Origin of the sequence: Sphingomonas naasensis, from assembly GCF_004792695.1 — a bacterium.
GTDB lineage: Bacteria > Pseudomonadota > Alphaproteobacteria > Sphingomonadales > Sphingomonadaceae > Sphingomonas > Sphingomonas naasensis.
In genome coordinates this window covers 311,846-333,689 of the sequence record NZ_SRXU01000004.1, presented here as the reverse complement: position 1 = coordinate 333,689, position 21,844 = coordinate 311,846, and the positions used below count along the sequence as shown (strand labels likewise).

Annotated in this window: 23 protein-coding genes; 11 read left to right on the top strand and 12 right to left on the bottom strand. The window is 67.6% G+C overall.

Features of this window, described 5'->3' with window-relative positions; translation table 11 throughout:
• The first annotated feature begins 26 nt into the window (after positions 1 to 26).
• From E5A74_RS11560 to E5A74_RS11550, 3 genes are read left to right on the top strand one after another with little or no spacing between them, the layout of a single operon-like run.
• Entirely contained in the window at positions 27 to 860 is an 834-nt protein-coding gene (locus E5A74_RS11560; RefSeq protein ID WP_135985004.1) for a sulfurtransferase, read from the top strand.
• Positions 857 to 2,041: a cystathionine beta-lyase gene (metC, locus tag E5A74_RS11555; RefSeq protein ID WP_135985002.1), complete on the top strand. Its 1,185-nt coding sequence runs from the start codon at positions 857 to 859 to the stop codon at positions 2,039 to 2,041. Before E5A74_RS11560 ends, metC begins: the two co-directional genes overlap by 4 nt.
• Positions 2,041 to 3,312, top strand: coding sequence for a mechanosensitive ion channel family protein (locus E5A74_RS11550; protein ID WP_135985000.1), 1,272 nt, complete (start codon positions 2,041 to 2,043; stop codon positions 3,310 to 3,312). The genes metC and E5A74_RS11550 overlap by 1 nt, the downstream gene beginning before the upstream one ends.
• Before the next feature lie 16 nt (positions 3,313 to 3,328).
• Here the strand turns inward: E5A74_RS11550 and E5A74_RS11545 are convergent, their stop codons facing one another.
• Positions 3,329 to 3,820: a DUF3617 domain-containing protein gene (locus E5A74_RS11545; protein ID WP_166745776.1), complete on the bottom strand. Its 492-nt coding sequence runs from the start codon at positions 3,818 to 3,820 to the stop codon at positions 3,329 to 3,331.
• Positions 3,821 to 3,998: 178 nt separating this feature from the next.
• On the opposite strand from E5A74_RS11545, the gene E5A74_RS11540 reads away from it, so the two are divergent.
• On the top strand, positions 3,999 to 5,138 hold the full coding sequence (locus E5A74_RS11540) for a GNAT family N-acetyltransferase (RefSeq protein ID WP_135984995.1): 1,140 nt from the start codon (positions 3,999 to 4,001) through the stop codon (positions 5,136 to 5,138).
• 9 nt (positions 5,139 to 5,147) lie between these two features.
• Here E5A74_RS11540 and E5A74_RS11535 read toward each other — a convergent pair whose 3' ends face one another.
• The gene (locus tag E5A74_RS11535) at positions 5,148 to 6,851 is read right to left on the bottom strand and encodes a hypothetical protein (protein ID WP_240699772.1); all 1,704 of its coding nucleotides are present in this window, start codon (positions 6,849 to 6,851) and stop codon (positions 5,148 to 5,150) included.
• A gap of 58 nt (positions 6,852 to 6,909) precedes the next feature.
• Positions 6,910 to 8,688, bottom strand: coding sequence for a hypothetical protein (locus tag E5A74_RS11530; protein WP_135984993.1), 1,779 nt, complete (start codon positions 8,686 to 8,688; stop codon positions 6,910 to 6,912).
• 132 nt (positions 8,689 to 8,820) lie between these two features.
• On the opposite strand from E5A74_RS11530, the gene E5A74_RS11525 reads away from it, so the two are divergent.
• Positions 8,821 to 10,002, top strand: a complete 1,182-nt coding sequence (locus E5A74_RS11525) for a glycosyltransferase family 2 protein (RefSeq protein ID WP_240699771.1) — start codon at positions 8,821 to 8,823, stop codon at positions 10,000 to 10,002.
• Between the two features lie 12 nt (positions 10,003 to 10,014).
• Here E5A74_RS11525 and E5A74_RS11520 read toward each other — a convergent pair whose 3' ends face one another.
• Both E5A74_RS11520 and E5A74_RS11515 read right to left on the bottom strand, forming a co-directional pair.
• Positions 10,015 to 10,605, bottom strand: a complete 591-nt coding sequence (locus E5A74_RS11520; protein ID WP_135984989.1) for a class I SAM-dependent methyltransferase — start codon at positions 10,603 to 10,605, stop codon at positions 10,015 to 10,017.
• 81 nt (positions 10,606 to 10,686) lie between these two features.
• The gene (locus tag E5A74_RS11515; protein WP_135984987.1) at positions 10,687 to 11,904 is read right to left on the bottom strand and encodes an argininosuccinate synthase; all 1,218 of its coding nucleotides are present in this window, start codon (positions 11,902 to 11,904) and stop codon (positions 10,687 to 10,689) included.
• Between the two features lie 93 nt (positions 11,905 to 11,997).
• On the opposite strand from E5A74_RS11515, the gene E5A74_RS11510 reads away from it, so the two are divergent.
• A complete protein-coding gene (locus tag E5A74_RS11510) occupies positions 11,998 to 12,417 on the top strand; it encodes a DUF1801 domain-containing protein (protein ID WP_135984985.1) in 420 nt (139 codons plus the stop codon).
• A gap of 11 nt (positions 12,418 to 12,428) precedes the next feature.
• On the opposite strand, the gene E5A74_RS11505 is transcribed toward E5A74_RS11510, so the two are convergent.
• The 4 genes from E5A74_RS11505 to E5A74_RS11490 form a co-directional block, all read right to left on the bottom strand.
• Positions 12,429 to 13,682 carry an SAM-dependent methyltransferase gene (locus E5A74_RS11505; protein ID WP_135984983.1) on the bottom strand — a complete coding sequence of 418 codons (1,254 nt, stop codon included), beginning with the start codon at positions 13,680 to 13,682 and terminating at the stop codon, positions 12,429 to 12,431.
• Positions 13,683 to 13,763: 81 nt separating this feature from the next.
• Complete coding sequence (locus E5A74_RS11500) at positions 13,764 to 14,495, bottom strand: molybdopterin-binding protein (RefSeq protein WP_135984981.1); 732 nt, start codon at positions 14,493 to 14,495, stop codon at positions 13,764 to 13,766.
• A complete protein-coding gene (locus E5A74_RS11495; protein ID WP_135984979.1) occupies positions 14,492 to 15,196 on the bottom strand; it encodes a cytochrome b/b6 domain-containing protein in 705 nt (234 codons plus the stop codon). The genes E5A74_RS11500 and E5A74_RS11495 overlap by 4 nt, the downstream gene beginning before the upstream one ends.
• 14 nt (positions 15,197 to 15,210) lie before the next feature.
• Entirely contained in the window at positions 15,211 to 15,963 is a 753-nt protein-coding gene (locus E5A74_RS11490) for a sulfite exporter TauE/SafE family protein (protein ID WP_420822497.1), read from the bottom strand.
• A 77-nt stretch (positions 15,964 to 16,040) separates the two neighbouring features.
• On the opposite strand from E5A74_RS11490, the gene E5A74_RS11485 reads away from it, so the two are divergent.
• A complete protein-coding gene (locus E5A74_RS11485) occupies positions 16,041 to 16,646 on the top strand; it encodes a class I SAM-dependent methyltransferase (protein WP_135984975.1) in 606 nt (201 codons plus the stop codon).
• Here E5A74_RS11485 and rlmN read toward each other — a convergent pair.
• Positions 16,643 to 17,851: a dual-specificity RNA methyltransferase RlmN gene (gene rlmN, locus E5A74_RS11480; RefSeq protein WP_135984973.1), complete on the bottom strand. Its 1,209-nt coding sequence runs from the start codon at positions 17,849 to 17,851 to the stop codon at positions 16,643 to 16,645. The genes E5A74_RS11485 and rlmN overlap by 4 nt on opposite strands.
• A gap of 177 nt (positions 17,852 to 18,028) precedes the next feature.
• On the opposite strand from rlmN, the gene E5A74_RS11475 reads away from it, so the two are divergent.
• Positions 18,029 to 18,445: a DUF4168 domain-containing protein gene (locus tag E5A74_RS11475; RefSeq protein ID WP_135984971.1), complete on the top strand. Its 417-nt coding sequence runs from the start codon at positions 18,029 to 18,031 to the stop codon at positions 18,443 to 18,445.
• 104 nt (positions 18,446 to 18,549) lie between these two features.
• On the top strand, positions 18,550 to 19,098 hold the full coding sequence (locus tag E5A74_RS11470; protein ID WP_135984969.1) for a hypothetical protein: 549 nt from the start codon (positions 18,550 to 18,552) through the stop codon (positions 19,096 to 19,098).
• 18 nt (positions 19,099 to 19,116) lie between these two features.
• Here the strand turns inward: E5A74_RS11470 and E5A74_RS11465 are convergent, their stop codons facing one another.
• Both E5A74_RS11465 and E5A74_RS11460 read right to left on the bottom strand, forming a co-directional pair.
• Positions 19,117 to 19,575, bottom strand: coding sequence for an invasion associated locus B family protein (locus E5A74_RS11465; protein WP_135984967.1), 459 nt, complete (start codon positions 19,573 to 19,575; stop codon positions 19,117 to 19,119).
• A complete protein-coding gene (locus E5A74_RS11460) occupies positions 19,572 to 20,222 on the bottom strand; it encodes a histidine phosphatase family protein (RefSeq protein WP_135984965.1) in 651 nt (216 codons plus the stop codon). The genes E5A74_RS11465 and E5A74_RS11460 overlap by 4 nt, the downstream gene beginning before the upstream one ends.
• Before the next feature lie 143 nt (positions 20,223 to 20,365).
• On the opposite strand from E5A74_RS11460, the gene E5A74_RS11455 reads away from it, so the two are divergent.
• Positions 20,366 to 20,926: an outer membrane protein gene (locus tag E5A74_RS11455; protein ID WP_135984963.1), complete on the top strand. Its 561-nt coding sequence runs from the start codon at positions 20,366 to 20,368 to the stop codon at positions 20,924 to 20,926.
• Positions 20,927 to 21,102: 176 nt separating this feature from the next.
• Positions 21,103 to 21,759 (top strand): outer membrane protein, encoded by a 657-nt coding sequence (locus E5A74_RS11450; protein ID WP_135984961.1) that lies wholly within the window; start codon positions 21,103 to 21,105, stop codon positions 21,757 to 21,759.
• Positions 21,760 to 21,844 lie beyond the last annotated feature (85 nt).

Below are 21,844 nucleotides of genomic sequence, written 5' to 3'. Positions count from 1 at the left end.
TTTGCATCCTTCTAGGAGCGAAGGCGATGGACGCACTCGTAACGACCGAATGGCTGGCGGAGGCGCTGGGCGCCGATGGCCTCGTGGTGCTCGACGCCACCTACACCTCGACGCTCCCCGGATCGGCGAAGCAAGACCCGGCGGGCGAATATGCCGCGGGGCATGTCCCGGGCGCGCGGCTGCTCGATCTCGACACCCTCATCGATAGCGCGGACCCGCTGCCGTCGATGCTGCCGCCGCGCGCCCTGTTCGAGGCGCGGATGGCGGCGCTGGGAGTCACTGCGGAGAGCCGGGTGGTGCTCTACGACAACAGCCCGCATCATACCGCCTGCCGGGCATGGTGGATACTCGGGCGTTTCGGAGTCGACGCGGCGCTGCTCGACGGCGGGATCGCCAAATGGAAGGCCGAGGGGCGGCCGACGGAGCAAACGACGCCGGGATCGGCGCGCGCCAGCTTCGAGGCGGGGATGCCGCGGACACAGGTGCGCAGCCTCGCCGAGATGCAGGTGACCGACGAGCAGATCGTCGACGCGCGCTCGGCGGCACGCTTCACGGGCGAGGAGCCCGATCCCCGCGCGGAATGCGCACCGGGCCATATCCCGGGATCGAGGAACATTCCCTATGGCCGCTTCTTCGAAGCCGACGGGACGTGGAAATCGCCCGCGGCGATCCGCGGAGTGTTCGCGGAGGCGGGGCTCGATCTCGACAAGCCGCTGGTCGCGACCTGCGGATCGGGAATCACCGCCTCGGTGATCGCCTTCGCGGCGCACCTGATCGGGCGCGACGTGCCGGTCTATGACGGCAGCTGGTCCGAATGGGGCGCGCACCCCGCCACCCCCAAGGCGCTGGGGCCGGCATGAGCGACGAGAGGGACGCCACCAAGGTCGTTCAGGCCGGGCGCAAGCCCGAATGGACGCAGGGCATCGTCAATCCGCCGGTATGGCGCGCCTCGACGATTCTTTATGATTCGGTCGCCGAACTGCGCGCGCGCGGCGCGGCGGACACGCATCACAAGCTGTTCTACGGCCGCCGCGGCACGCCGACGCAATGGTCGCTCGCCGACGCGCTGACCGAGCTCGAGCCGGGCGCGGAGGCGACCTTGCTCTACCCGTCGGGCGTCGCGGCGATCGCCGCTGCTCTGCTCGCGGTGCTCGCGCCGGGCGACCAATTGCTGCTCGCCGACAACGCCTATGATCCGACGCGCAACCTCGCGAACGGCTTGCTGAAACGCTTCGGGATCGAGACGGTGTTCTACGATCCGCTGATCGGCGCGGGCATCGCCGGGCTGTGCACCGAGCGGACCAGGGCGATCTTCATGGAGAGCCCGGGCAGCCTGACCTTCGAGGTGCAGGACATTCCGGCGATCGTCGCGGTGGCGAAGGCCCGCGGAATCACCACCCTGCTCGACAATACCTGGGCGACGCCGCTGCTGCTGCCGGCGATTCCGCTGGGGATCGACTATTCGATCCTCGCCTGCACCAAATATGTCGTCGGCCATTCGGACGTGATGCTCGGATCGGTCACTGCGGCGGCAGGGCAGTATCAGCGGCTGCGCGCGACGACCTATCAGCTCGGCCAGACCGCGAGCCCCGACGATGCCTGGCTGGGCGCGCGCGGGCTGCGGACGATGGCGGTGCGGCTCGACCAGCATGGCCGTTCGGCGCGCAAGATCGCCGAATGGCTCACGGGCAGGCCCGAAGTGGCGCGCGTGCTCCACCCGGCGCTGCCCGATTGCCCGGGGCATGAAACCTTCGTGCGCGATTTCCGCGGCGCCTCCGGGCTGTTCTCGTTCGTGCTCAACGGCGGCGACGAGGCGGCGCGCGCGGCGCTGATCGACGGCCTGCAACATTTCGGGATCGGCTATAGCTGGGGCGGCTATGAGAGCCTTGCCATCCCGGTCGACCCGCAGCACCACCGCACCGCGACCAAATGGGAAGCGGAGGGGCCGCTCGTCCGATTGCAGATCGGCCTCGAGGATGCCGACGATCTGATCGCCGACCTCGAAGCCGGGCTCGCCCGCTTCGCCAAGGCGCGCGGCTGATGGAGCGGCTCGGCGCCTGGCTGGCGGGTCACAACCTGCCGGGCACCGCCGAGCTGACCGAGGCCGCGATCGCCACCGGGCTGGCCGCGCTGGCGCTGTTCCTCGGCTGGCTGGCCGGGCGGCATATCGGCGCGCGGATCGCCGCCGCCTGGGCCGAACATGTCAACGGCAATGCCGCCACTTTCCACCTGCGCGTCTGCGCGATCGTCCGCTGGGGCGTGGTCGCGATCCTGCTCGCGCTCGCTGCGGTGAGCTGGCCGTGGATGGCGCTGCCGGCGCTGGTGATCGGCCTCGTCGAAGGACTGGCCGGGGCAATGCTGGTCGCCGCGCTGCTGCGCGGGCTCAATTTGCCGCGCTGGGCCGCCTGGACGCTCGGCGCGCTCGCTTTCACTGCCATCCTCAGCCACGCGATCGGCGGCTTCTCGGTGATCGAGGTCACGCTCGACCGTGTCGGCATCCAGGTCGGTCAACGGCGCTTCTCGCTCCTCTCGGCGCTGACCATCGGGATCACGGTGCTGCTGCTTTTCGCGGGCGTGCGGCTGACCAACAAGCTGCTCGGGCATTCGATCGGCAATGCCCGCGGCTTCGATCCGACCCAGAAGCTGCTGGTCCAGAAGCTGGCCGGCATCGCGGTGGTGATTCTCGCCTTCTTCATCGGCGTCGACCTGCTCGAGATCGACCTGACCGCGTTCGCGGTGTTCTCCGGCGCGTTCGGCCTCGCGATCGGCTTCGGCCTCCAAAAGACGATCGGCAATCTGATCGCGGGAATCATCCTGCTGATGGACCGCTCGATCAAGCCGGGTGACGTGATCGTCGTCGGCGACAGCTTCGGCTGGGTCAACAAGATCGGCGTGCGCGCGGTCTCGGTGGTCACGCGTGACGGCAAGGAGCATCTGATTCCGAACGAGAATCTGATGACGCAGGAAGTGGAGAACTGGTCGTACACCGATCGCAACGTCCGCGTGCGGATCCCGGTGACCGTAGCCTATGACTGCGATCTCAAGCTCGCGCAGGAGCTGATGCTGCGCGCGGCGGCCGAGAGCCCGCGCGTGCTGAACAATCCCAAGACCAATGTCTGGCTGATGGCCTTCGGGCAGACCGGCGTCGAGCACGAAATCCTCGCTTGGATCAGCGATCCGGAAAGCGGCGTCGGCAATGTCCGCAGCGACGTGCTCAACCGGCTGTGGCTGCTGTTCAAGGAGCACGGCATCGCAGTGCCCTATCCGGTGCGCGACGTGCGGGTCAGGGAATGGCCGACGACCGGAGGCTGACCCGCGACGCGGCGATTCAGCTCTCGTCCTTCTCGTCGGCTTCGGTGCAGCCAGCCGCGATCCGCCTCGCCTTGTAGCGGATGTTGATCGCCTGCTTCTCGCCGCCGTTGTCGTAGGTCATGCTCGACTCGCCCTGATAGGCCGTCTGGCCATAGGTGCCGGTTTCGACCATTCGCGCGTCGGACGGACCGACCGCCTCGACCTCGAAGCGCCCGCCCGACATGCTGTTCCTGACGAAATGCCACCCCTTTTGCAGATCGTCCTCGCCGACGAGCCGGCTCTTGGCGAGCTGCTCCGCCGAGAGGCATTGCTTGATGGTGATGTCGACATCGCCGGTCTGCACGATCTCGTAGAGGCCGGGCTCGAGCTTGCTGCCGATGCCTGCCACTGCCGCGGCTTCCTCCGCGCTCGCACCATTGGCGGGCGCATCGCCTTTGCTGCACCCGACGATCAACAGCGTGAGCAGCAAAGGCGCCAACGGCGCCGCAGGGAAGCGGATCGAATTCACGTCAATTTCCTCGCGAGATCGGAAGAGCGTTCCAGGGAGGCGTGTGCGTCAAAGCGGTCCGGATTCATGCGATTCGCGACGAACCCGCCGAATGATCGCGACGAATGCGGATCTGCGTTGCACGAAAGGTCGCAATGCGCCTCTCCCCTCCTCGCGCCCGCGCCCCTATCTTGCGGCTGTGAGTTCGCAGCCGATTACCGCCCGCATCGCCAACGGCGTCACCGCGATCCCCCGGGCGGAGTGGGATTCGTGCGCCGGACAGGGCAATCCGTTCGTCCGCCACAGCTTTTTGTCGATCCTCGAGCGTTCGGGCTCGGCGACCGCGCGCGCCGGCTGGCAGCCGCTGCCGATCGTGATCGACGGCGCCGACGGCTGCGCGGCAGGGATCGCGCCCGCATATGTGAAATCGCACAGCCAGGGCGAATATGTCTTCGATCATGGCTGGGCCGATGCGTGGGAGCAGGCCGGCGGGAGCTATTATCCCAAGCTGCAGATCGCAGTGCCGTTCACCCCGGTGCCCGGCCCCAGGCTGCTGCTGCGCGATCAAAGCGCGGCGCCGTCGCTGATCGCGGCGATCGAGGCGGTGACCGACCAGAACGGCCTCTCCTCCGCGCACGTTACCTTCGTCGACGAGGCGCAGTTGCCATGGTTCGACAGCGCGGGGTGGCTGACGCGCGCGGGCACGCAATTCCACTGGCAGAACCACGGCTATGCCGGGTTCGACGATTTCCTCGCCGCGCTGTCGAGCCGCAAGCGCAAGGCGATCCGCAAGGAGCGCGCCGCGGCGCTGGAGGGATTGACCGTCCGCCATCTCACCGGAAGCGAGATCACCGAGGCGCATTGGGACGCCTTCTGGACCTTCTATCAGGATACCGGATCGCGCAAATGGGGGCGCCCCTATCTGACCCGCGCCTTCTTTTCGCTGCTCGGCGCCGAGATGGCGGGCGAGGTGCTGCTGATCCTCGCCGAGCGCGACGGCGTGCCGATCGCGGGCGCGCTCAATCTGATCGGCGGCGACGCGCTGTACGGGCGCTATTGGGGCGCGATCGAGGAAGTGCCCTTCCTCCATTTCGAGCTCTGCTATTATCAGGCGATCGACGCCGCGATCGCGCGCGGGCTGGCGCGGGTCGAGGCCGGCGCGCAGGGCGAGCACAAGCTCGCACGCGGCTATGCGCCGGTGACGACCTGGTCGGCGCACTACATCCCCAATGCCGGTTTCCGCCGCGCGGTCGCCGATTTCCTGCGTCGCGAGCAGGAAGCGGTGGCGCACGAGCAGCAATGGCTCGGCGCGATGATGCCGTTCAGGCGCGGGGACTGAGGCCGGTGGTCAGCGCGTGGCGTTGCCGAACACATTGTCGAAGGGCGAGCTCGACGCCTCGGGTTCGGGCAGATTGCTGGTATATTGGCGGCCGTCGTTGAGGATGATCTGCCGCTCCCATTTGGGCAGCGGCAGCTCGCCCGGCGCGATGACCGGCGCCGGCACATTGTGGTCGACGCGGTAGAGACCGCTCGGTCCGTCGACATAGACGGGGACGAGGCCCTGCATGAACTTCGCCGGGAACTGCGGCGGGCGGATCATCCAGACATAGTCGAACGCATCGCGCGGGAAGCGCGCCAGCGCCCAGGGGACCGGGCGCCACCATTCGCGCGGGCATTGCACGTCGGTGACGATCTGCGAGGGATCGTGCGCGAAGCGCTTCGCGTCGCGGTAGCGCACGGTGAGCAGCTGCGCGCCGGGCATTGACCATTGATCGTTGGTATAGGCGAGCTTGCGCTCGAGCGCGAGCGCAGGGACGTGCTGGAGGCGCGTCATCTTCCACTCGTTGTAGCAGGTCTCGCCGACGAAGCTGACCAGCCGCGCGCCCTGCGGAAGATGATCGAGCGCCTTCAATTCGCGATCATAGGACCGGTCGTAGAGGAAGAAGCTCCACGTCGTCGCCGCGATCCGCGCCGTGAAGAACGCCATGCCGAGCGCCGCGACCGTCGCCGCGCCGCGCATCGACATGCCGGGCTTGGGCCGGATCGCGAGGATGCCGATCGCCATCAGGAACGGCACCAGCCGCATATCGGCATAGGCCGATCCGAACACGATCCGCGGCAGCAGGACATAGACCGCGGCGAGGAACAGGAACGACAGGCTCAGATTGCGCGAATATTGGAGATTGGGGTCGCGGATCGCCTTGAACAGCAGCAAGAACAGCACGCCCACCGAGGCGATGTCGAACAGCTGCCAGCGATCGCGGAACACCTGGACGATCCACATCATCTTGGCGCGCCAGTTGAACCAATCGCCGGTCTGGCCGGTGACGTGGCCGCCGCTGCGCCACATCAGCATCAGCAGCGCGGGCGGCGCCAGCACGAGGCACTGCAGGCCCGCCTTGAACCATGGAAGCAGCCATGCGCGAACGAAGCCCTGCCCGCGATGCGCGTCGTGGTGGCGGATCAGCTCGGCCGAGAAGGCGAGCACGCCGAGCACGCCCCAGCCGAAAGTATGGGTGATCCAGATCAGCACCGAGATCGGCAGGAACACGAGGCTGCGGAACTGATATTTGCCGAGCCGCGCGAGGCGCAGCCACCAGCCGAAGGCGAGCAGCGCCATCCCCATCGACAGCGCGAAATTGACGAAGCCGAAATGGAAGGGGAAGGCATAGGCGAGCGGCAGCGCGAACAAGGCCGTCGCGGGGATGCGGCCATGCACCTCGCGCGCGATCATCAGCATCCCGGCGACGGTCATCGCGGGGATGGTCATGACGATCAGCTTGACCGCGAGCTCGAGCCCGAAGAGCTTCGACAAGGGGATGACCAGCAGGTCGACCCCGAGATTGCCCATCAGGCTCCAGTTGAAATTATACCAGTCGTGCAGGTGCGCGAACTGGTCATAATCGAGCTGGACACGGTAGCGCCCCATATGCCCGGGCAAGTCCACCAGCGGCGGGATCTCGGGCCATAGCAACGGCACGATCGCCATGAACGTGGCAAGCGCCACGAACCACCGCGTTTGCCACCAGTGCAGCCTTTCGCCCCGATCCATCGCGCGGCTTTAGGCGCTGTTGGGTTCGACCTGCAAGCGGCGCCGCGCGCGATGCGGTTCATTGCTGGACGCGGTAGAAACGCAGCGCGGTCGCTTCGAGCGGCAGCCGCTCGAATCCGGGGGGCGCACGGCCGGCACGGAGCATCGCCGCGACGCTGTGCGGGAAGCGGCGATCGACCTCCATCTCGGCAAAGTCGTCGGGGCAGAACAGCACGTAGCGGACCTGCCAGGCGCGCGCGATCGCCGCTGCCTGTGCGGGACTGCCGAGGAAGAAGCGATACATCGCCATGTTGCCGCGATTGTTGCGGTGATAGCTCGCGCCGACCGTCGACATGCGGGTTGCGCCGATCACGTGCGCCGACAGCGTCGCCGGCGCCATCGTCACGCCGGGCGGATGGCGATCGATCTGCTGCCACACGTCGCCGTGGAGGCAATCGCCGAGCGCGGCACTGGCGAACACCGGGGGTGCCGGGCTGTCGAAGAGGCGGAGCACCGCGCCGGGCAGCTCGTGATAGGCGATCCCGGCCGATACCAGCCACGCCGCAACGAGCGCGGGCAGCCGCCAACGGCGCGCTCCCCGCGCGGCGAGGACGAGGCCGGCGAGCACGGGCACCGCCGCCGGCGCCCCGAGATAGGTGCCGCGGACCTGCGCGGTCGCGACGAGCAGCGACACTGCGATCACCGCGACGATCGGGAGCATCGTCGCCCAGCTTCGCGGGCGTCGGGCGATCATCCAGACCGAGGCCGCGCCGCCCGCCAGCAGCAGTCCGGCGACCGAGCAGGCCTGGCGGAAGGGCAGCGCGAACACGCTGTTCGCCTCGACGATGTGCGGCATGAACTCGCGGAGCAGGAACGGATCCATCCTGCCATACGGTCCCGTGACGCAGGCCGGGAAAGCCGCGAGCGTGCCGCCGATCACCAGCACGCCGGCAAGCCCGCCGATCGCGAGCCGCCACCGCCAATCGGGCAGGCGCGGCGTCGCGCGCGCGAGCGCGAGCAGGGCGATGCTCCCCGCGAGCGTGCCGGTGGTGGAAGCGGGGGTGAACGCGTCGCATAATCCGGCGCTCCACAGCGTCGGGCGGAGAAAGACGAGGAAGAGAGAGGTGATCGCGGCGAGGCTTATTGCGAAACCCTGCAAACGCGCGCGCTCGGCGAGACCGCCGACCACCCAGAATGCGAACAGCACCGCGATCAGCGCCGCGACCTGCGGGGCGGTCTCGAGCCCGATCACGAGGCTGAGCGCCAGCGCGAGCCCGGCCAGCGCACCGCCGGTAGAATCCGCCGGGCGCATCAGCGCGCGCACCGCGGCGAGCATCAGGACGATCTGGAGCCCGTGATGATCGATCCGGCCGGGGACGAAGAGCGTGGTGCCGGGAAAGGCCAGCGCCGCCAGGATCGCCGCGACGAGCGCCGCCTGGGCGCCCCACAGCCGGCGCGCGATTCGGGCGGTCAGGAAGATGGCGCAGGCGAAGAGCAGCGCGGGATAGAGCAGCACCGCGCCGAGCTCGGCCGCGTGCCGGCCGATAAACGGGGTGAGCGCGCCGATGATCGCCGCGGGACCGAGATCGTTGACGCGCGACCAATGCATCGGCGCCCCGACGGGCGGCGCGAGGCGGTATTGCGTCCAGTCATTGATCCCCTGCCCGGCCAGCCAGTCGCGCACCTGGGCGAGCCGCATCATGTCGTCGGGATCGGGGAGCACCAGCCGGGCGAGCTGGTTCCAGTCGGCGATCGCCCAGCAGAGCGTGAGCAGCGCCGCGATCGCCAGCGCGACGAGCGCGTCGGTGCGCAGGGCGCGATCGGCGCGCGGGCTGGTGGCAATCTCGTCCTGCTGCATCGACGCGGGCTTCCTCCGGAAAAGCCCGTCTAGCAGCCAATGCTTAACCATCTTTTCAGCCCTGCGCCGCTAGCGTCGCGCTTCGATCAGGAGGGCCGAGCATTGCCGACATCGCCAGCGTATCAGCCGGCTGTGCCCGAACCGGCGGGCGTGCCCGCGACCGGCGGGGAGATCGAGCTCTCGATTCTGATGCCGTGCCTCAACGAGGCCGAGACGCTGGCGCTGTGCATCCGCAAGGCGCAGGCCTATCTCGCGCGCGCCGGGATCGTCGGCGAGGTGCTGATCGCCGACAATGGCTCGACCGATGGCTCGCTGCAGATCGCCAACGCGCTCGGCGCGCGACTGATCGGCGTCGAGCGGCGCGGCTATGGCGCGGCGCTGCTCGGCGGGATCGCCGCCGCGCGCGGGCGCTATGTGATCATGGGCGACGCCGACGACAGCTATGATTTCTCCGCGCTCGACGCGTACGTCGCGGCGCTGCGCGCCGGCGGCGAGCTGGTGATGGGCAATCGCTTCCTCGGCGGGATCGATCGCGGCGCGATGCCGCCGCTGCACCGCTATCTCGGCAACCCCGTTCTGAGCTATCTCGGCCGCCGCTTCTTCAATTCTGGCGTGGGCGATTTCCATTGCGGGCTGCGCGGCTTCCGCCGCGACGCGATCCTATCGCTCGGGCTGCGCGCGCCTGGCATGGAGTTCGCCAGCGAGATGGTGGTCAAGTCGGTGCTGCATCGGCTCGACGTGCGCGAGGTGCCGACGACGCTGGCGCGCGACGGCCGCAGCCGGCCGCCGCATCTGCGCACCTGGCGCGACGGCTGGCGGCATCTGCGCTTCCTGCTGACTTATGCGCCGCGCTATCTGTTCCTCTATCCGGGGCTCGCTCTGGCCGTGCCGGGGACGCTCGGCGTCGGGGTGCTGTCCACCGGGAGCGTCGGCATCGCCGGCATCGAGCTCAGCGCGACGACGATGCTGTTCGCGGCGATGGCGGTATTGCTCGGCAGCCAGCTGATCGGCTTCGGAGTGGTCGCGCGGCTTTATGGCGTGGCGAGCAATTTGTGGCCTTCGAGCGCCTCGGTCGAGCGGTTTCGCACGCGCTTCAGCGTCGAGCGGGGCTGCATCTTCGGCGGCCTGCTGGTCGCGCTCGGGCTGGGCGGAACCGGCGCGGCGCTGGTGCAATGGGGTGATGCAGGGTTCGGCGCGATGGAGCCGGTCCAGCTGATGCGGCTGGCGATTCCGGCGATGCTGGCGACGGTGCTCGGGCTGCAGACGATATTCACCAGCTTCCTGATCGGGCTGATCGACGGCCGCCAGGGCTGACCGCCCGCGCGCTCAGCGCGAGAGGATCGCCACGAAATGCAGCTCGCGATCGAACAGCCATGAGAAGGGCCGCGGATAGAGCGCCAGCCGCGTGACGAAAGCGCTGGCGCCGAGCCCGAGCCGATCCCACGCCGCCTGCCACTGGCGGCGCGAGAGATAATTGTACGGCAGCCGCACGCCGTGCGCGGCATTGCCCACCCAATCCATGAAGCGCAGCGTCGCATTGGCGGCGATTCCGTCGCGAAGATGATCCTTGATCACCACGATCGGCGCAACGCGCGCGATCTCGCCGAGCACCGCCTCGGGATCGTCGGTATGATGGAGCACGTCGACGACGATCGCCGCATCGAACGCGCCATCCTCGAACGGGATATGGCTGCCGTCATAGGCGCGGACCGGAATCGCGGTATCCGGACGGACGAGCACGTCGATGCCCTCGATCCGCACATCGGGCCGCAGCCGCATGATCAGCGCGGCGAGATCGCCGCTGCCGCAGCCGACATCGAGCACGCGCGCATCGGCGGGCAACCGCTCGGCCAGCGCCGCGGCCAGCGTGCGGACGCGGCGCCCAAAGACCAGCTTTTCGTGAACCGCGCCGAGCATGTCCGAACCCCTGCAATTGCAGGGCCGGTCATGCGGCTACAGGATTGAAAGTCTGGTTAACCCGCGGTGAAAACGCGCCGCTCAGCCCTCGCGGCGGCCGAGCAGGCGGAGCCGCAGCGCGTTGAGCTTGATGAAGCCCGCGGCGTCGCGCTGGTCATAGGCGCCCTGATCGTCCTCGAACGTCACGACCTTCTCGCTGTACAGCGAGTAAGGCGACTTGCGGCCGGTGACGATGACGCTGCCCTTGTAGAGCTTGAGGCGCACGGTGCCGGTCACCTTCTCCTGGCTATAGTCGATCGCCGCCTGCAGCATCTCGCGCTCGGGCGCGAACCAGAAGCCGTTGTAGATCAGCTCGGCGTAGCGCGGGGCGAGCTCGTCCTTGAGATGCGCGGCGCCGCGATCGAGGGTGATCTGCTCGATCCCGCGGTGCGCGAGATGATAGATGGTGCCGCCCGGCGTTTCGTACATGCCGCGCGACTTCATGCCGACGAAGCGGTTCTCGACGAGATCGAGCCGGCCGATGCCGTGCTTGCGGCCGAGCTCGTTGAGCGCGGTCAGCAGCGTCGCGGGCGACATCGCCTCGCCGTTGAGCGCAACGCCGTCACCGCGCTCGAAATCGATCGTGATCGTCTCGGGCGTGTCGGGCGCGTCCTCGGGATTGACCGTGCGCGAATAGACGTAATCGGGCACTTCCTCCCACGGATCCTCGAGCACCTTGCCCTCGGACGAAGTGTGGAGAAGGTTGGCGTCGGTCGAGAACGGCGATTCCCCGCGCTTGTCCTTGGCGACCGGGATCTGGTGCGCCTCGGCGAACTCGATCAGCCGGGTGCGGCTGGTCAGGTCCCATTCGCGCCACGGCGCGATCACCTTGATGTCGGGGTTGAGCGCGTAATAGCCGAGCTCGAAGCGGACCTGGTCGTTGCCCTTGCCGGTGGCGCCGTGGCTCACCGCGTCGGCATTGACCAGCTTGGCAATCTCGATCTGGCGCTTGGCGATCAGCGGCCGCGCGATCGAGGTGCCGAGCAGATAGAGGCCCTCGTAAAGCGCGTTGGCGCGCATCATCGGGAAGACGAAATCCTTGACGAACTCTTCGCGCAGATCGTCGATGAAGATGTGCTCGGGCTTGACCCCGGCCATCTCCGCCTTGCGCCGCGCCGGCTCGAGCTCCTCGCCCTGGCCGAGATCGGCGGTGAAGGTGACCACCTCGCACTGATATTCCTGCTGGAGCCACTTCAGGATCACGCTCGTGTCCAGCCCGCCAGAATAGGCGAGGACGACGCGGTTGATCTTGTCGGACATGAAACGACTCCGGAGGGTGCAGGAAACGGGGGCGCTCTAGGGTTCCTGCCCTCGCGGCGCAACCATGCTATGCTGCCGGCGCGGAGGATCACCATGGCCGAAACCAGGACCAGGCCGACCGAAATGCGGGTCACCGACTTCATCGAGGCCGCCCCGGACGCGGTACGCCGCGAGGATGCGAAGACGCTGGTCGAATTGATGTCGCGTATCTCGGGAGAGGAACCGCGAATGTGGGGGCCGTCGATCATCGGCTTCGGCAGCTATCATTATCGTTACGAGAGCGGCCATGAAGGCGATGCCTGCCGGCTGGGGTTCAGCCCGCGCAAGACCGAGCTGGTGCTCTATGTGCTCAACGGCTCGTCCGCGCAGGAAGCGCTGCTCGCCCGGCTGGGCAAGCACAAGACCGGCAAGGCGTGCCTCTACATCAAGAAGCTCGCCGATGTGGACATGGGCGTGCTCGAGGAACTGGTGCGCGACGCGCTCGCCGCGATGGACGCGCGCTATCCGCGCTGATTCAGCCACCCTCAGGCCGACAGCCGCTCCGACACCGTGGAATCGTCGCGCAGCGCCTGCTCGCGCTCCAGCATATAGTCGCGCGTGATCGGCAGCGCCGTGCGCGAGCGCGAGAGCTGGAGCTGGTAATTGACCAGCCCGCCGTTGAGAAAGGCGACGTACGAGCCGGCAAGATAGAAGGTCCACATCCGGAAGAAGCGCTCGTCGTAGAGCGCGACGATCTCGTCCTTCGCCGCGACGGTGCGCGCGTACCAGGCCTTGAGCGTGTGCGCATAATGGAGCCGCAGCACTTCCACATCGGTGGGAAAAATCCGCAACCCCTCATAGCCGCGGACGATCTCCGACAGCGCCGGGATATAGCCGCCGGGGAAGATATATTTCAGCGTGAAAGCGTCGGTGACGCCGGGCGCGCCGGCGCGGCCGATCGTGTGGAGCAGCATCACGCCCTCGGGGGTCAGCAGTTCGCGGACCTTGCGGAAGAAAGTGCGGTATTGCGGCGTGCCGACATGCTCGAACATCCCGACCGAGACGATCCGATCGAACTGGCCGGTGACCGCGCGATAGTCGATAAGCTCGAAGCGTACCTTGCCGTGGACACCGCGCTCGGCGGCGCGCTCGCGGGCGACCTTGAGCTGCTCTTCCGACAGCGTGACGCCGACGACTTCGGCGCCGGTCTTCTCGTGGATGTAGAGCGCCAGCCCGCCCCAGCCGCAGCCGATGTCGAGCACGCGCATGCCGGGCTCGATCGCCAGCTTGGCGACGATATGCGCCTTCTTGTCGCGCTGCGCCTGTTCGAGGCTGTTGTCCGGATCGGTGTAATAGGCACAGCTATATTGGCGATCGGCGTCGAGGAAGAGATCGTAGAGCCGCCGCGAGAGATCATAATGATGCGCGACGTTGCGCTTGGCCTTGCGCGCCATGTTGTAGCGGCCGATCCGGTGCGCGATCGCGTTGGCGAGCCGCGCGATCGGCTTGGGATCCAGCGCCGCCGTCGCGTCTTCCCAGCGATTGTTGCTCGTCATCAGCATCAGCAGGTCGAGAATGTCGCCCTGCTCGATCGTCAGCCTACCATCCATGAAGCATTCGGCGGCGCCCAGCGAGGGGTTGCGCACGATCGCCGCGGCGGCGCCGGGGCCGAAGCGGATCGTCACCTCTTTGAGCTCTGGATCGGCGCTGCCGAAACTGCGGCTGGTGCCGTCGGGATGGAGCACAGTGAGCTGCCCGCGCTTCACTGCGCGCGCGAAGAAACTATCGATCAACGCCATAGACCGTCCTACGCAACAGTCCCCGCCCGCTCCTTAAACTAGGAGCGTAACGACTTTTCGCAATGCGGAATATGTTTCCGGTTAGATTCCGGCATACCATTCATAGCCGTTCGAATCCTCCCAATACCCCCCTTTCCCCGCACCGATGGCGGCAAGGCTGGAGACCGCCTCGATGCGCATGATGTACTTGGCCTGCTTGTAGCCGAGCTGGCGCTCGACCCGCAGGCGGACGGGGGCGCCATGGCCGACCGAGAGATAGGCGTCGTTCATCGCCCAGGCGAGGAGCGTCTGCGGATGGAAGGCGTCGACCAGATCGATCGACTCGTAATAGGCTTGGCTGCCGAACCGGTCGGCGCAGTGAAAGACGATGTAGCGCGCGTCTTCGCGGATGCCCGCGAGGCGGAGCACCGTCTCGAGCCGCGGCCCCTGCCATTTGCCGATCGCGCTCCAGCCTTCGACGCAATCGTGCCGGGTGATCTGAGCGCGTTGCGGCAGCGACTGGATCTGCGCGAGGCTGAGATTGAGCGGGCGCGCCACCAGCCCGTCGACGCGCAGCCGCCAGTCGGCGAAGCGGTTGGCGGCGAGCGCGTTATATTCGGGCGTGTTGGGGTTGGCGGTGCCGTTGACGCGGAAGAACGGGCTGCGCTGCTCGGCGCGGAATTCGCGGGCGAGCGCGGCGCGGCCGTTGATCGAGCGCTGGAGAAACCGATGGGCGTTCTCCGCGCTCATCAGCGCAGGGCTGTCGGTGAGCGAATCGCAGCCCGCGAGCAAGGTCGCGCCGGTGCCGACGATCAGGGTGCGCCGGGTGATCATTCGGCCTCCTCGGGCACGCGCCACCAGCCGGTGATCATCGAGCGCACTTCGTTGATCGGGCCGGCGAGGATCACCAGCGTCAGATGGACAATGATGAACAGCGTCATGCACGCCATCGCGATGAAGTGAACCGAACGCGCCGATTGGCGCCCGCCGAACAGGTCGGCGAGCCATGGCCACATGCCCGGCGAGATCGCGAGCCCCGAGGCGATGAGCAGCGGGAGCAGCACGAAGACCACCCCGGCATAGCTGAGCTTCTGGAAGATGTTGTAGGCACCGGGACGCGCGGGATCGTGGAAGCGCAGCGCGAGATGCGCCGTGAAATCGTCGGCGAGGTGGCGGGGCGCCAGCTCCGCCGCGCGAATGCGCAGATCACGCTGCAAGTGGCGATTGATCAGCCCGATGATCATGTACGCCAGCAATCCGAAGCCGAGCACCAGCGCGAAGAACAGATGCCAGTGCCGCGCGCCGGCAAGGCTGTAATGGCTCGGGATCGTCGCCCAGCCGGGGAAGCGCGGCAGCTCGAGCCAGGCATGGTCGAAATTCGCGCCATAATGCCCCCAATAGAGCCGCGGATGCGCGTTGAAGATCATCAGTCCGCTGGGGATCAGGATGAGGATCGCGAGGGCGTTGACCCAGTGCCAGAGCCGCGTGAACAGCCGGTGGCGATAGACGCTGCGGGGCTCGGGCGCGGGCTCCATGCGCGATCCTTAGCCTATCCGCCGTAGGCGCGCACGAAGAAGACGATGGTGATCGCCCCGGTGACCAGCAAGGTCCAGGCGCGCACCATGGCCGGCGAGAGCCGCTTGCCGAGCAGCGCGCCGAGCCAGCCGCCGAGAATCGATCCGGCCAGCATCGGCAGGCACGCCCACCACCAGACCATCGCGAAGCCGATGAAGACGAACGCCGCGGCGAGATTTGCCATGGCGAGCATCAGCGTGCGGATCGCGAACAGCTCGCGCGGGCGGATATTGGCGAGCAGGCCATAGACCGCAGTGGTGATCAGCCCGACGCCGCCGCCGAAATAGCCGCCATAGATCCCAAGGAACGCCTGGGTGACGAGCAGGGTCGGCCGGCCGATCGTGACGCGGGCATGGAGCCAGTCGGCGGCGCGCTTGCCGAACACCATCACCGCGAAGGCAAAGAGCAGCAGCCATGGGATGAGGAGGTCGAAGGTCCGCGTCGGCGTGAGTACGAGCAGCATGCTGCCGACCAGCCCGAAGGCGAAGGTGATCGCCCCGAGCAACCGCACCGAGAGCCCCGCCACCGGACCGAGCTCGTCCCGATAGGCCCAGGCGCTGGTTCCCGCACCGGGGAGCAACGCGACATTCGACGTGGCATTGGCGATGTTGGCGGGCAGGCCGAGCGCAATCAGCGCCGGCAGCGTCGCGAAGGTGCCCCCGCCCGCGAGCGCGTTCATCACGCCGCCGACAATGCCTGCTGCGACGGCGAGAAGAAGACCGGACACGCTCATCGAAACGCCCTATGCCGTAATGCGCGGCACGCTCAATGTCGCGCGGCAAGTTTCGACGGGGAGAAACGCGGATGGACGAGGTGCTCGCCGACTATGCCGCATCGGCGACTCCCGAGCTGATCGCCGGATACGACTCGCTTTCGCCCGAGCAGATCTATGCGGCCGTGCGCGACTTCCTGCCGCGAACCCCCGTCCGGATCGCCGATATCGGCGCGGGCACCGGGCGCGACGCGGCGTGGTTCGCCGGGCAAGGGCATCGCGTGCTGGCAGTCGAGCCGGTGCAGGCGTTCCGCGCGGCAGGCGCCGCGCTCCATGGCGATCGGGTCACCTGGCTGGACGACCAGCTTCCCAGGCTCGCCGGTCTGCCGCCCCACGCGCCGTTCGAACTGGTGCTGCTGTGCGCGGTCTGGCACCATCTCGATCCGGCCGGCCGCGCATGTGCGATGCCGGTCCTCGCAGGGGTCCTGACCCCTGGCGGCCGATTGATCCTGTCGCTGCGCCACGACCCGAATGCGGACGGTCGCCTGACCTTCCCCGCGCCGTCCGAAGAGGCGATCGCCCTCGCACGCGAGGCGGGGCTCGATGTGACGCATCAGGCCGAAGCCGAATCGGTGCACGCCGAAAGCCGGGCGAACGGCGTGCGCTGGACCTGGCTGGTACTGACGAAGCGCGGTTAGCCCAGCGCCGCCTGCTTCTCTTCGGCGAGCCGATCGAGCTCGGCGCGGCTCTTCTTCTCGGCAGCGGTCTTGAGCTGGCCGCAGGCGGCGTCGATGTCGCGGCCGCGCGGGGTGCGCACCGGCGCCGAGAAGCCCGCCTCGAAGATGATGTTCGAAAAGGCGCGGATCCGCTCGGGCGCCGAGCATTCGTACGGCGCGCCGGGCCAAGGGTTGAACGGGATCAGGTTCACCTTGGCGGGGAGCTTGTACCTTTTGATCAGCCGGACGAGCTCGTGCGCGTCGGCGTCGCTGTCGTTCTTGTCCTTGAGCATCACATATTCGAAGGTGATGCGGCGGGCATTGTTGGCGCCAGGATAGGCGGCGCAGGCCTCGAGCAGTTCCTCGATGCCGTATTTGCGGTTGAGCGGCACGATCTCGTCGCGCACTTCCTTGGTCACCGCGTGGAGCGACACCGCGAGGTTGACGCCGATCTCCTCGCCGGCGCGCGCCATCATCGGCACCACGCCCGAAGTCGACAGCGTGATGCGGCGCTTGGAGAGCGCCAGGCCATCGCCGTCCATGACGATCTTCAGCGCATCGCGGACATGGTCGAAATTATAGAGCGGCTCGCCCATGCCCATCATCACGATGTTGGTGAGCATCCGCCCCTCGGGCTGCGACGGCCATTCGCCGAGCGAATCGCGCGCGAGCATCACCTGGCCGACGATCTCGCCAGGATTGAGGTTGCGCACCAGCCGCATCGTGCCGGTGTGGCAGAAGCGGCAATTGAGCGTGCAGCCGACCTGCGACGAGACGCAGAGCGTGCCGCGGTCCGCATCGGGGATGAAGACCATCTCATAATCCTGGCCGTCGTCCGAACGGAGCAGCCATTTGCGCGTGCCGTCGGTCGAGACCTGCGCCTCGACGACTTCGGGGCGCGAGATCACGAAACGCTGCTCGAGCCAGGGCTGCATCGCCTTGGAGATGTCCGTCATCAGCGCGAAATCGGTGACGCCGCGATTGTAGATCCAGTGCCAGAGCTGCTTGGCGCGGAGCTTGGCCTGCTTCGGTTCGAGCTGCGCGGTCTCCAGCGCCATGCGCAGATCGGCTTTAGACAGGCCGAGCAAGTCGATGCGGCCGTCGGCGCGCGGCGCGAACGACCGGGGCACGGGCACGGGATCGATGTGCCCCGGAATGGGCATGAGGGCGGCCGACTCTGTCTGCATGCGCGCCATGTAGTCGAATTAGCGCCGCTTTTCCACTCCCGCGGTCCGTCGCGCAATTCGGGCGACTCCGCTGTCCCTGTCCCGCGAATGGAACGTCGCATCGCTGAGCGGGTTGCCACTTGTGCCCTGGGCTGACCAGCTTGTGGGCAACAGGGGCACCCCCAACTGGAGTGACGTATGAAGTTTCGCAATTCCACGCTGATCGCCGCCGCGGCGCTGCTCGCCGCGCCGGCAGCCTTTGCGCAGACCGCCCAGACCAGCCCGGCTCCCCCCGCCACCCCGCAAACCGCGCCGGCACCCGCGCCCGGCACTTCGGGCGCCGGCACCGCCGCGACCGCTACCGTCTCCGAGGGCGAGGTCACCCAGTTCGCCACTGCGGCGCTGGCAGTCTCGAAGATCCGTCAGGACGCCGCGGTTCCCGACGCCGACAAGAACGCCAAATCGGTCTCGGCGATCACCGCGACCGGACTCACCGCCGCCCGCTTCAACGAGATCGCCCAGGCGATGCAGGGCGATCCGGTGCTCAACAAGCGGATCCAGGACGCCGCCGCCAAGCAGGCACCGCCGGCAGCTGCCGCGCCCGCGCAGCGCTGAGGCCATTCGGGCGGCGGTGCGATCGCCGCCCGGTCCCTCAGGGGTTGCCCCAATTCCCGGTTCCCGCCGTCCGCGATATGGACGCGGGAGCAGGGAGACGAGTCATGCGCTGGATCATTGCACCGATGCTGATCGCCGCGACCGCGGCGTGCAGCCCATCGACGACGCCGGCCGACAACGTGGAAGCGCCCATCGCCAACGGCATCTTGCCGGCAGGACCGGTAACCAACACCACACACCTGGCCCCCGATGCGCTCGCCCCCGAACTGGTCGCGCTGATCGAGCGGAGCGTTCCCGGCATGGTCATCGGCGATGTCGAGCGTAAGGAGCGCGAGGGCCGCATCTATCTCGATGTCGAAGGCAAGCGCCCCGATGGCAGCGATGTCGAGCTCGACGTGCTGCAGGAAGGGGCGAATTGGCGCCTCGTCGAGATCCAGCGCGACATCGCATGGGATCACGCGCCGGCTGCCGTGACGGCCGCCGCGCGGGCTGCGCCCGGCGCCTTCGTGCCCGAGCGCGTGATCGAGAGCACGCAAACCGACGGTTCGGTGATCTACGAGTTGTTCGCCCCGGGCCATGCCGACGAGCCAATGATGGAAGTGCGGCTGCGGGGCGGCAAGGCCGAGGTGCTGGACGCGCGCTCGCCGCATTAGTCGGCAACACGGGCACGGCTATCGCCCGGCGCACCCCAGCGCTGCCGCATCGATCGCCGTCGCCGCGCCCTTGAGCGCATAGCTGTCGGCAAAGGCCGCGCCATTGGCGGCGATCGTCTCGACGCTCATGCTGCGCCCCTCGCGCATCGCGGCGACCACCGCCGCGTCGGTGCGCGAATCGGGCGCCCAGGCGTCGGCGTCGCCAGCACGCAGCTCGAAGCGGCGCTCGCCTATCGCCAGCGTTACCCGCGCATTGGCCGCCCGCGCGCGGCTGAGGCGGATATGGAGCTGGTTGCGGATCCCCTGCCCTGGCCAGTTGGCAATGCTCGCAAAGGGCTGGCCGCGGCGGTTGCGCTCGACCGGCTCGGCGATCGCGAAGCAGCGCAGCGGCGAGGGATCGCGAAACGCGCCCCAGCTGCCATAGGTGCCGAGCGCGTCACGCGGGAGCACCAGCAGAAGCAGAGCGAGCGCGATCATGCCGGCGCCGCACCGCGGCCGGTGCCGCGATGGACGACCTGCTCGACGCCGTGGTCGATGAGCACGATCGAGCCTTGGGGCAGATCGGGCGCCACCGGCGCGCCGAATTGCGGCATCACGTCCTGCCCGGTCATCACGCCACGCAGAATCCGGCTCGACATGCCGTGCATGATCACCAGCCGGTCGCCGGGATCGTCGTCGGTGTCGGCCAGCCACGACGAGACGCGCGCGGCGATCGCGTCATACCATTCGCCGCCTTCTGGCGGGCGCGTATAGAGACCGTGCTCGAGATCGAGAAACGGCCCGATCTCCTTGTGCAGATCGGCATAATAGCGCCCGCTCCACTGGCCCATGCCGATCTCGACGAGGCGATCATCAGTCTTCACCTGATGCCAGTCGAGCTCGAGATGCTCGGCGATGATCGCCAGCGTCTGGAGCGCCCGCCCGGCGCTCGACGACCATAGGGTCAGCTTCGGCTCAGGCCCGAGAAGGTCGCGCAGCGCGGCGCCCATCGCATCGGCCTGGGCAAAGCCCGCACGGGTGAGCGGGGTGTGCGGATGATCGCCCTGCATCCGCCGCGCGATGTTGAAGACGGTCTCGCCATGACGGGCGATGAAATCGCGGCCCTTGCGGTGGCTGGCTGGCATGCCCCTTCCTCAGCGCCTCCGCGCGGCAAAGGCAATGGCCGAATTGCGGCAAGCCCCGATTCCGCCTCGTTTCGTTCAGGCAACGAACAGCGTCGTTACGCCATCAGCGCGGCAGCGAGGAGCTAAAGCAAGGGAGTATCAGTATGCGTACGCTTACCCTCATCACGCTCGCAGCATCGGCCGCGGCGAGCCCCGCTTTCGCGCAGGACGCGCCGTTCAACGGACCACGCGTGGAAATCATCGCCGGTTGGGACCATAGCAACCTGCCCACGGCGGACATGAGCGACGGCCTGACCTATGGCGGCGCGATCGGCTACGACGTGCAGCGCGGGAACACCGTGTTCGGCGTCGAGAGCGAGATCACCGGCTCCACCATCGATCGCGGGCACCAGATCACGCCCGACACTTCCATTCGCGGCGCCATCGGCCGCGACCTTTATGTCGGCGGACGTGTGGGCGTTGCCGTCGCGCCCAACACGTTGATCTACGCCAAGGGCGGCTACACGAACGTGCGGAGTTATCTCGACTATCACTCGCCGACCTTCAACCAGGACGGAAGCGGCATTCAGGGAGGCTATCGCGTGGGCGCCGGCGCCGAGGTCAAGCTGACCGAGAAGACATATATCAGGAGCGAGTACCGCTACAGCGACTATGGCGGCAATGATCGCCACCAGGTCGTCGGCGGCGTCGGCATCCGCTTCTAGGGCTCACCTGCCTCCCCCGCCCGACGGGGGACGGCTTCATATCTCCGCATTCACGCAGATGTTGCCCTTAAGTCACGGTTTTTCTTGTTTATCTGAGGTTCATGCAACCGGGGACTCGGCTCCCCAGTTATGCCCCGGCTCGCTCACCAGGTGGGCCGGTTACCCAAGGAGTAGTTATGCGTAAGCTTGTTTTCGTCGCCGCCCTCGTCGCTTCGTCGGCGCTGGCCGCCCCTGCCTTCGCGCAGGATTCGGCCCCCAGCGGCTTCCGTGTCGGCGTGATCGGCGGGCTCGACATCGTCCGTCCGGGCAGCTCCGAGGATTCCGACGTCTCGGGTGACGACCAGAGCGCCGAGGGTTTCCTCTACGGCGTCGAGGCGGGCTATGACATTCCGCTCGGCGGCGCGGTGGTCGGCGTCGAGGCCGAACTCAGCGACTCGACCGGCAAGACCCGCGTCAATCGCGCCGATCCCAACACCTTCGGCTATGGCTCGGTCACCGCGGGTCGCGACATCTATGTCGGCGCGCGCGTCGGCTTCGAGGCGAGCCCCGGCACGCTGGTCTATGCCAAGGGCGGTTACACCAATGCCCGCCTCAACGCACTCGCCAGCGACGGTTCGACCGAGCTCGAGGACCAGAATTTCCAGCTCGACGGCTGGCGTCTGGGCGCGGGCGTCGAGAAGTCGATCGGCCGCAACACCTACGCCAAGGTCGAATATCGCTATTCGAACTACACCAAGGGCGACTTCCAATATTCGAACGGCACCACCACCGACACCTTCTCGGTCGACACCGACCGGCACCAGATCGTGGCGGGCGTGGGCTTCCGCTTCTGAGCCAAATCGCAGCATTTTGCTGTGCACGAGAGGGTCGGGGCGCTTGCCCCGGCCCTTTTTGCCGTTAGAGATTAACACCGAGCCA

What these genes read in the sequence shown, in the direction of transcription:
- E5A74_RS11560 (WP_135985004.1), top strand. Translation starts at nt 27, where the DNA reads ATGGACGCACTCGTAACGACCGAATGGCTGGCGGAGGCGCTGGGCGCC.
- metC (WP_135985002.1), top strand. Translation starts at nt 857, where the DNA reads ATGAGCGACGAGAGGGACGCCACCAAGGTCGTTCAGGCCGGGCGCAAG.
- E5A74_RS11550 (WP_135985000.1), top strand. Translation starts at nt 2,041, where the DNA reads ATGGAGCGGCTCGGCGCCTGGCTGGCGGGTCACAACCTGCCGGGCACC.
- E5A74_RS11535 (WP_240699772.1), bottom strand. Translation starts at nt 6,851, where the DNA reads ATGGATCGGGGCGAAAGGCTGCACTGGTGGCAAACGCGGTGGTTCGTG.
- E5A74_RS11530 (WP_135984993.1), bottom strand. Translation starts at nt 8,688, where the DNA reads ATGCAGCAGGACGAGATTGCCACCAGCCCGCGCGCCGATCGCGCCCTG.
- E5A74_RS11520 (WP_135984989.1), bottom strand. Translation starts at nt 10,605, where the DNA reads ATGCTCGGCGCGGTTCACGAAAAGCTGGTCTTTGGGCGCCGCGTCCGC.
- E5A74_RS11515 (WP_135984987.1), bottom strand. Translation starts at nt 11,904, where the DNA reads ATGTCCGACAAGATCAACCGCGTCGTCCTCGCCTATTCTGGCGGGCTG.
- E5A74_RS11510 (WP_135984985.1), top strand. Translation starts at nt 11,998, where the DNA reads ATGGCCGAAACCAGGACCAGGCCGACCGAAATGCGGGTCACCGACTTC.
- E5A74_RS11505 (WP_135984983.1), bottom strand. Translation starts at nt 13,682, where the DNA reads ATGGCGTTGATCGATAGTTTCTTCGCGCGCGCAGTGAAGCGCGGGCAG.
- E5A74_RS11500 (WP_135984981.1), bottom strand. Translation starts at nt 14,495, where the DNA reads ATGATCACCCGGCGCACCCTGATCGTCGGCACCGGCGCGACCTTGCTC.
- E5A74_RS11495 (WP_135984979.1), bottom strand. Translation starts at nt 15,196, where the DNA reads ATGGAGCCCGCGCCCGAGCCCCGCAGCGTCTATCGCCACCGGCTGTTC.
- E5A74_RS11485 (WP_135984975.1), top strand. Translation starts at nt 16,041, where the DNA reads ATGGACGAGGTGCTCGCCGACTATGCCGCATCGGCGACTCCCGAGCTG.
- rlmN (WP_135984973.1), bottom strand. Translation starts at nt 17,851, where the DNA reads ATGCAGACAGAGTCGGCCGCCCTCATGCCCATTCCGGGGCACATCGAT.
- E5A74_RS11475 (WP_135984971.1), top strand. Translation starts at nt 18,029, where the DNA reads ATGAAGTTTCGCAATTCCACGCTGATCGCCGCCGCGGCGCTGCTCGCC.
- E5A74_RS11470 (WP_135984969.1), top strand. Translation starts at nt 18,550, where the DNA reads ATGCGCTGGATCATTGCACCGATGCTGATCGCCGCGACCGCGGCGTGC.
- E5A74_RS11465 (WP_135984967.1), bottom strand. Translation starts at nt 19,575, where the DNA reads ATGATCGCGCTCGCTCTGCTTCTGCTGGTGCTCCCGCGTGACGCGCTC.
- E5A74_RS11460 (WP_135984965.1), bottom strand. Translation starts at nt 20,222, where the DNA reads ATGCCAGCCAGCCACCGCAAGGGCCGCGATTTCATCGCCCGTCATGGC.
- E5A74_RS11455 (WP_135984963.1), top strand. Translation starts at nt 20,366, where the DNA reads ATGCGTACGCTTACCCTCATCACGCTCGCAGCATCGGCCGCGGCGAGC.
- E5A74_RS11450 (WP_135984961.1), top strand. Translation starts at nt 21,103, where the DNA reads ATGCGTAAGCTTGTTTTCGTCGCCGCCCTCGTCGCTTCGTCGGCGCTG.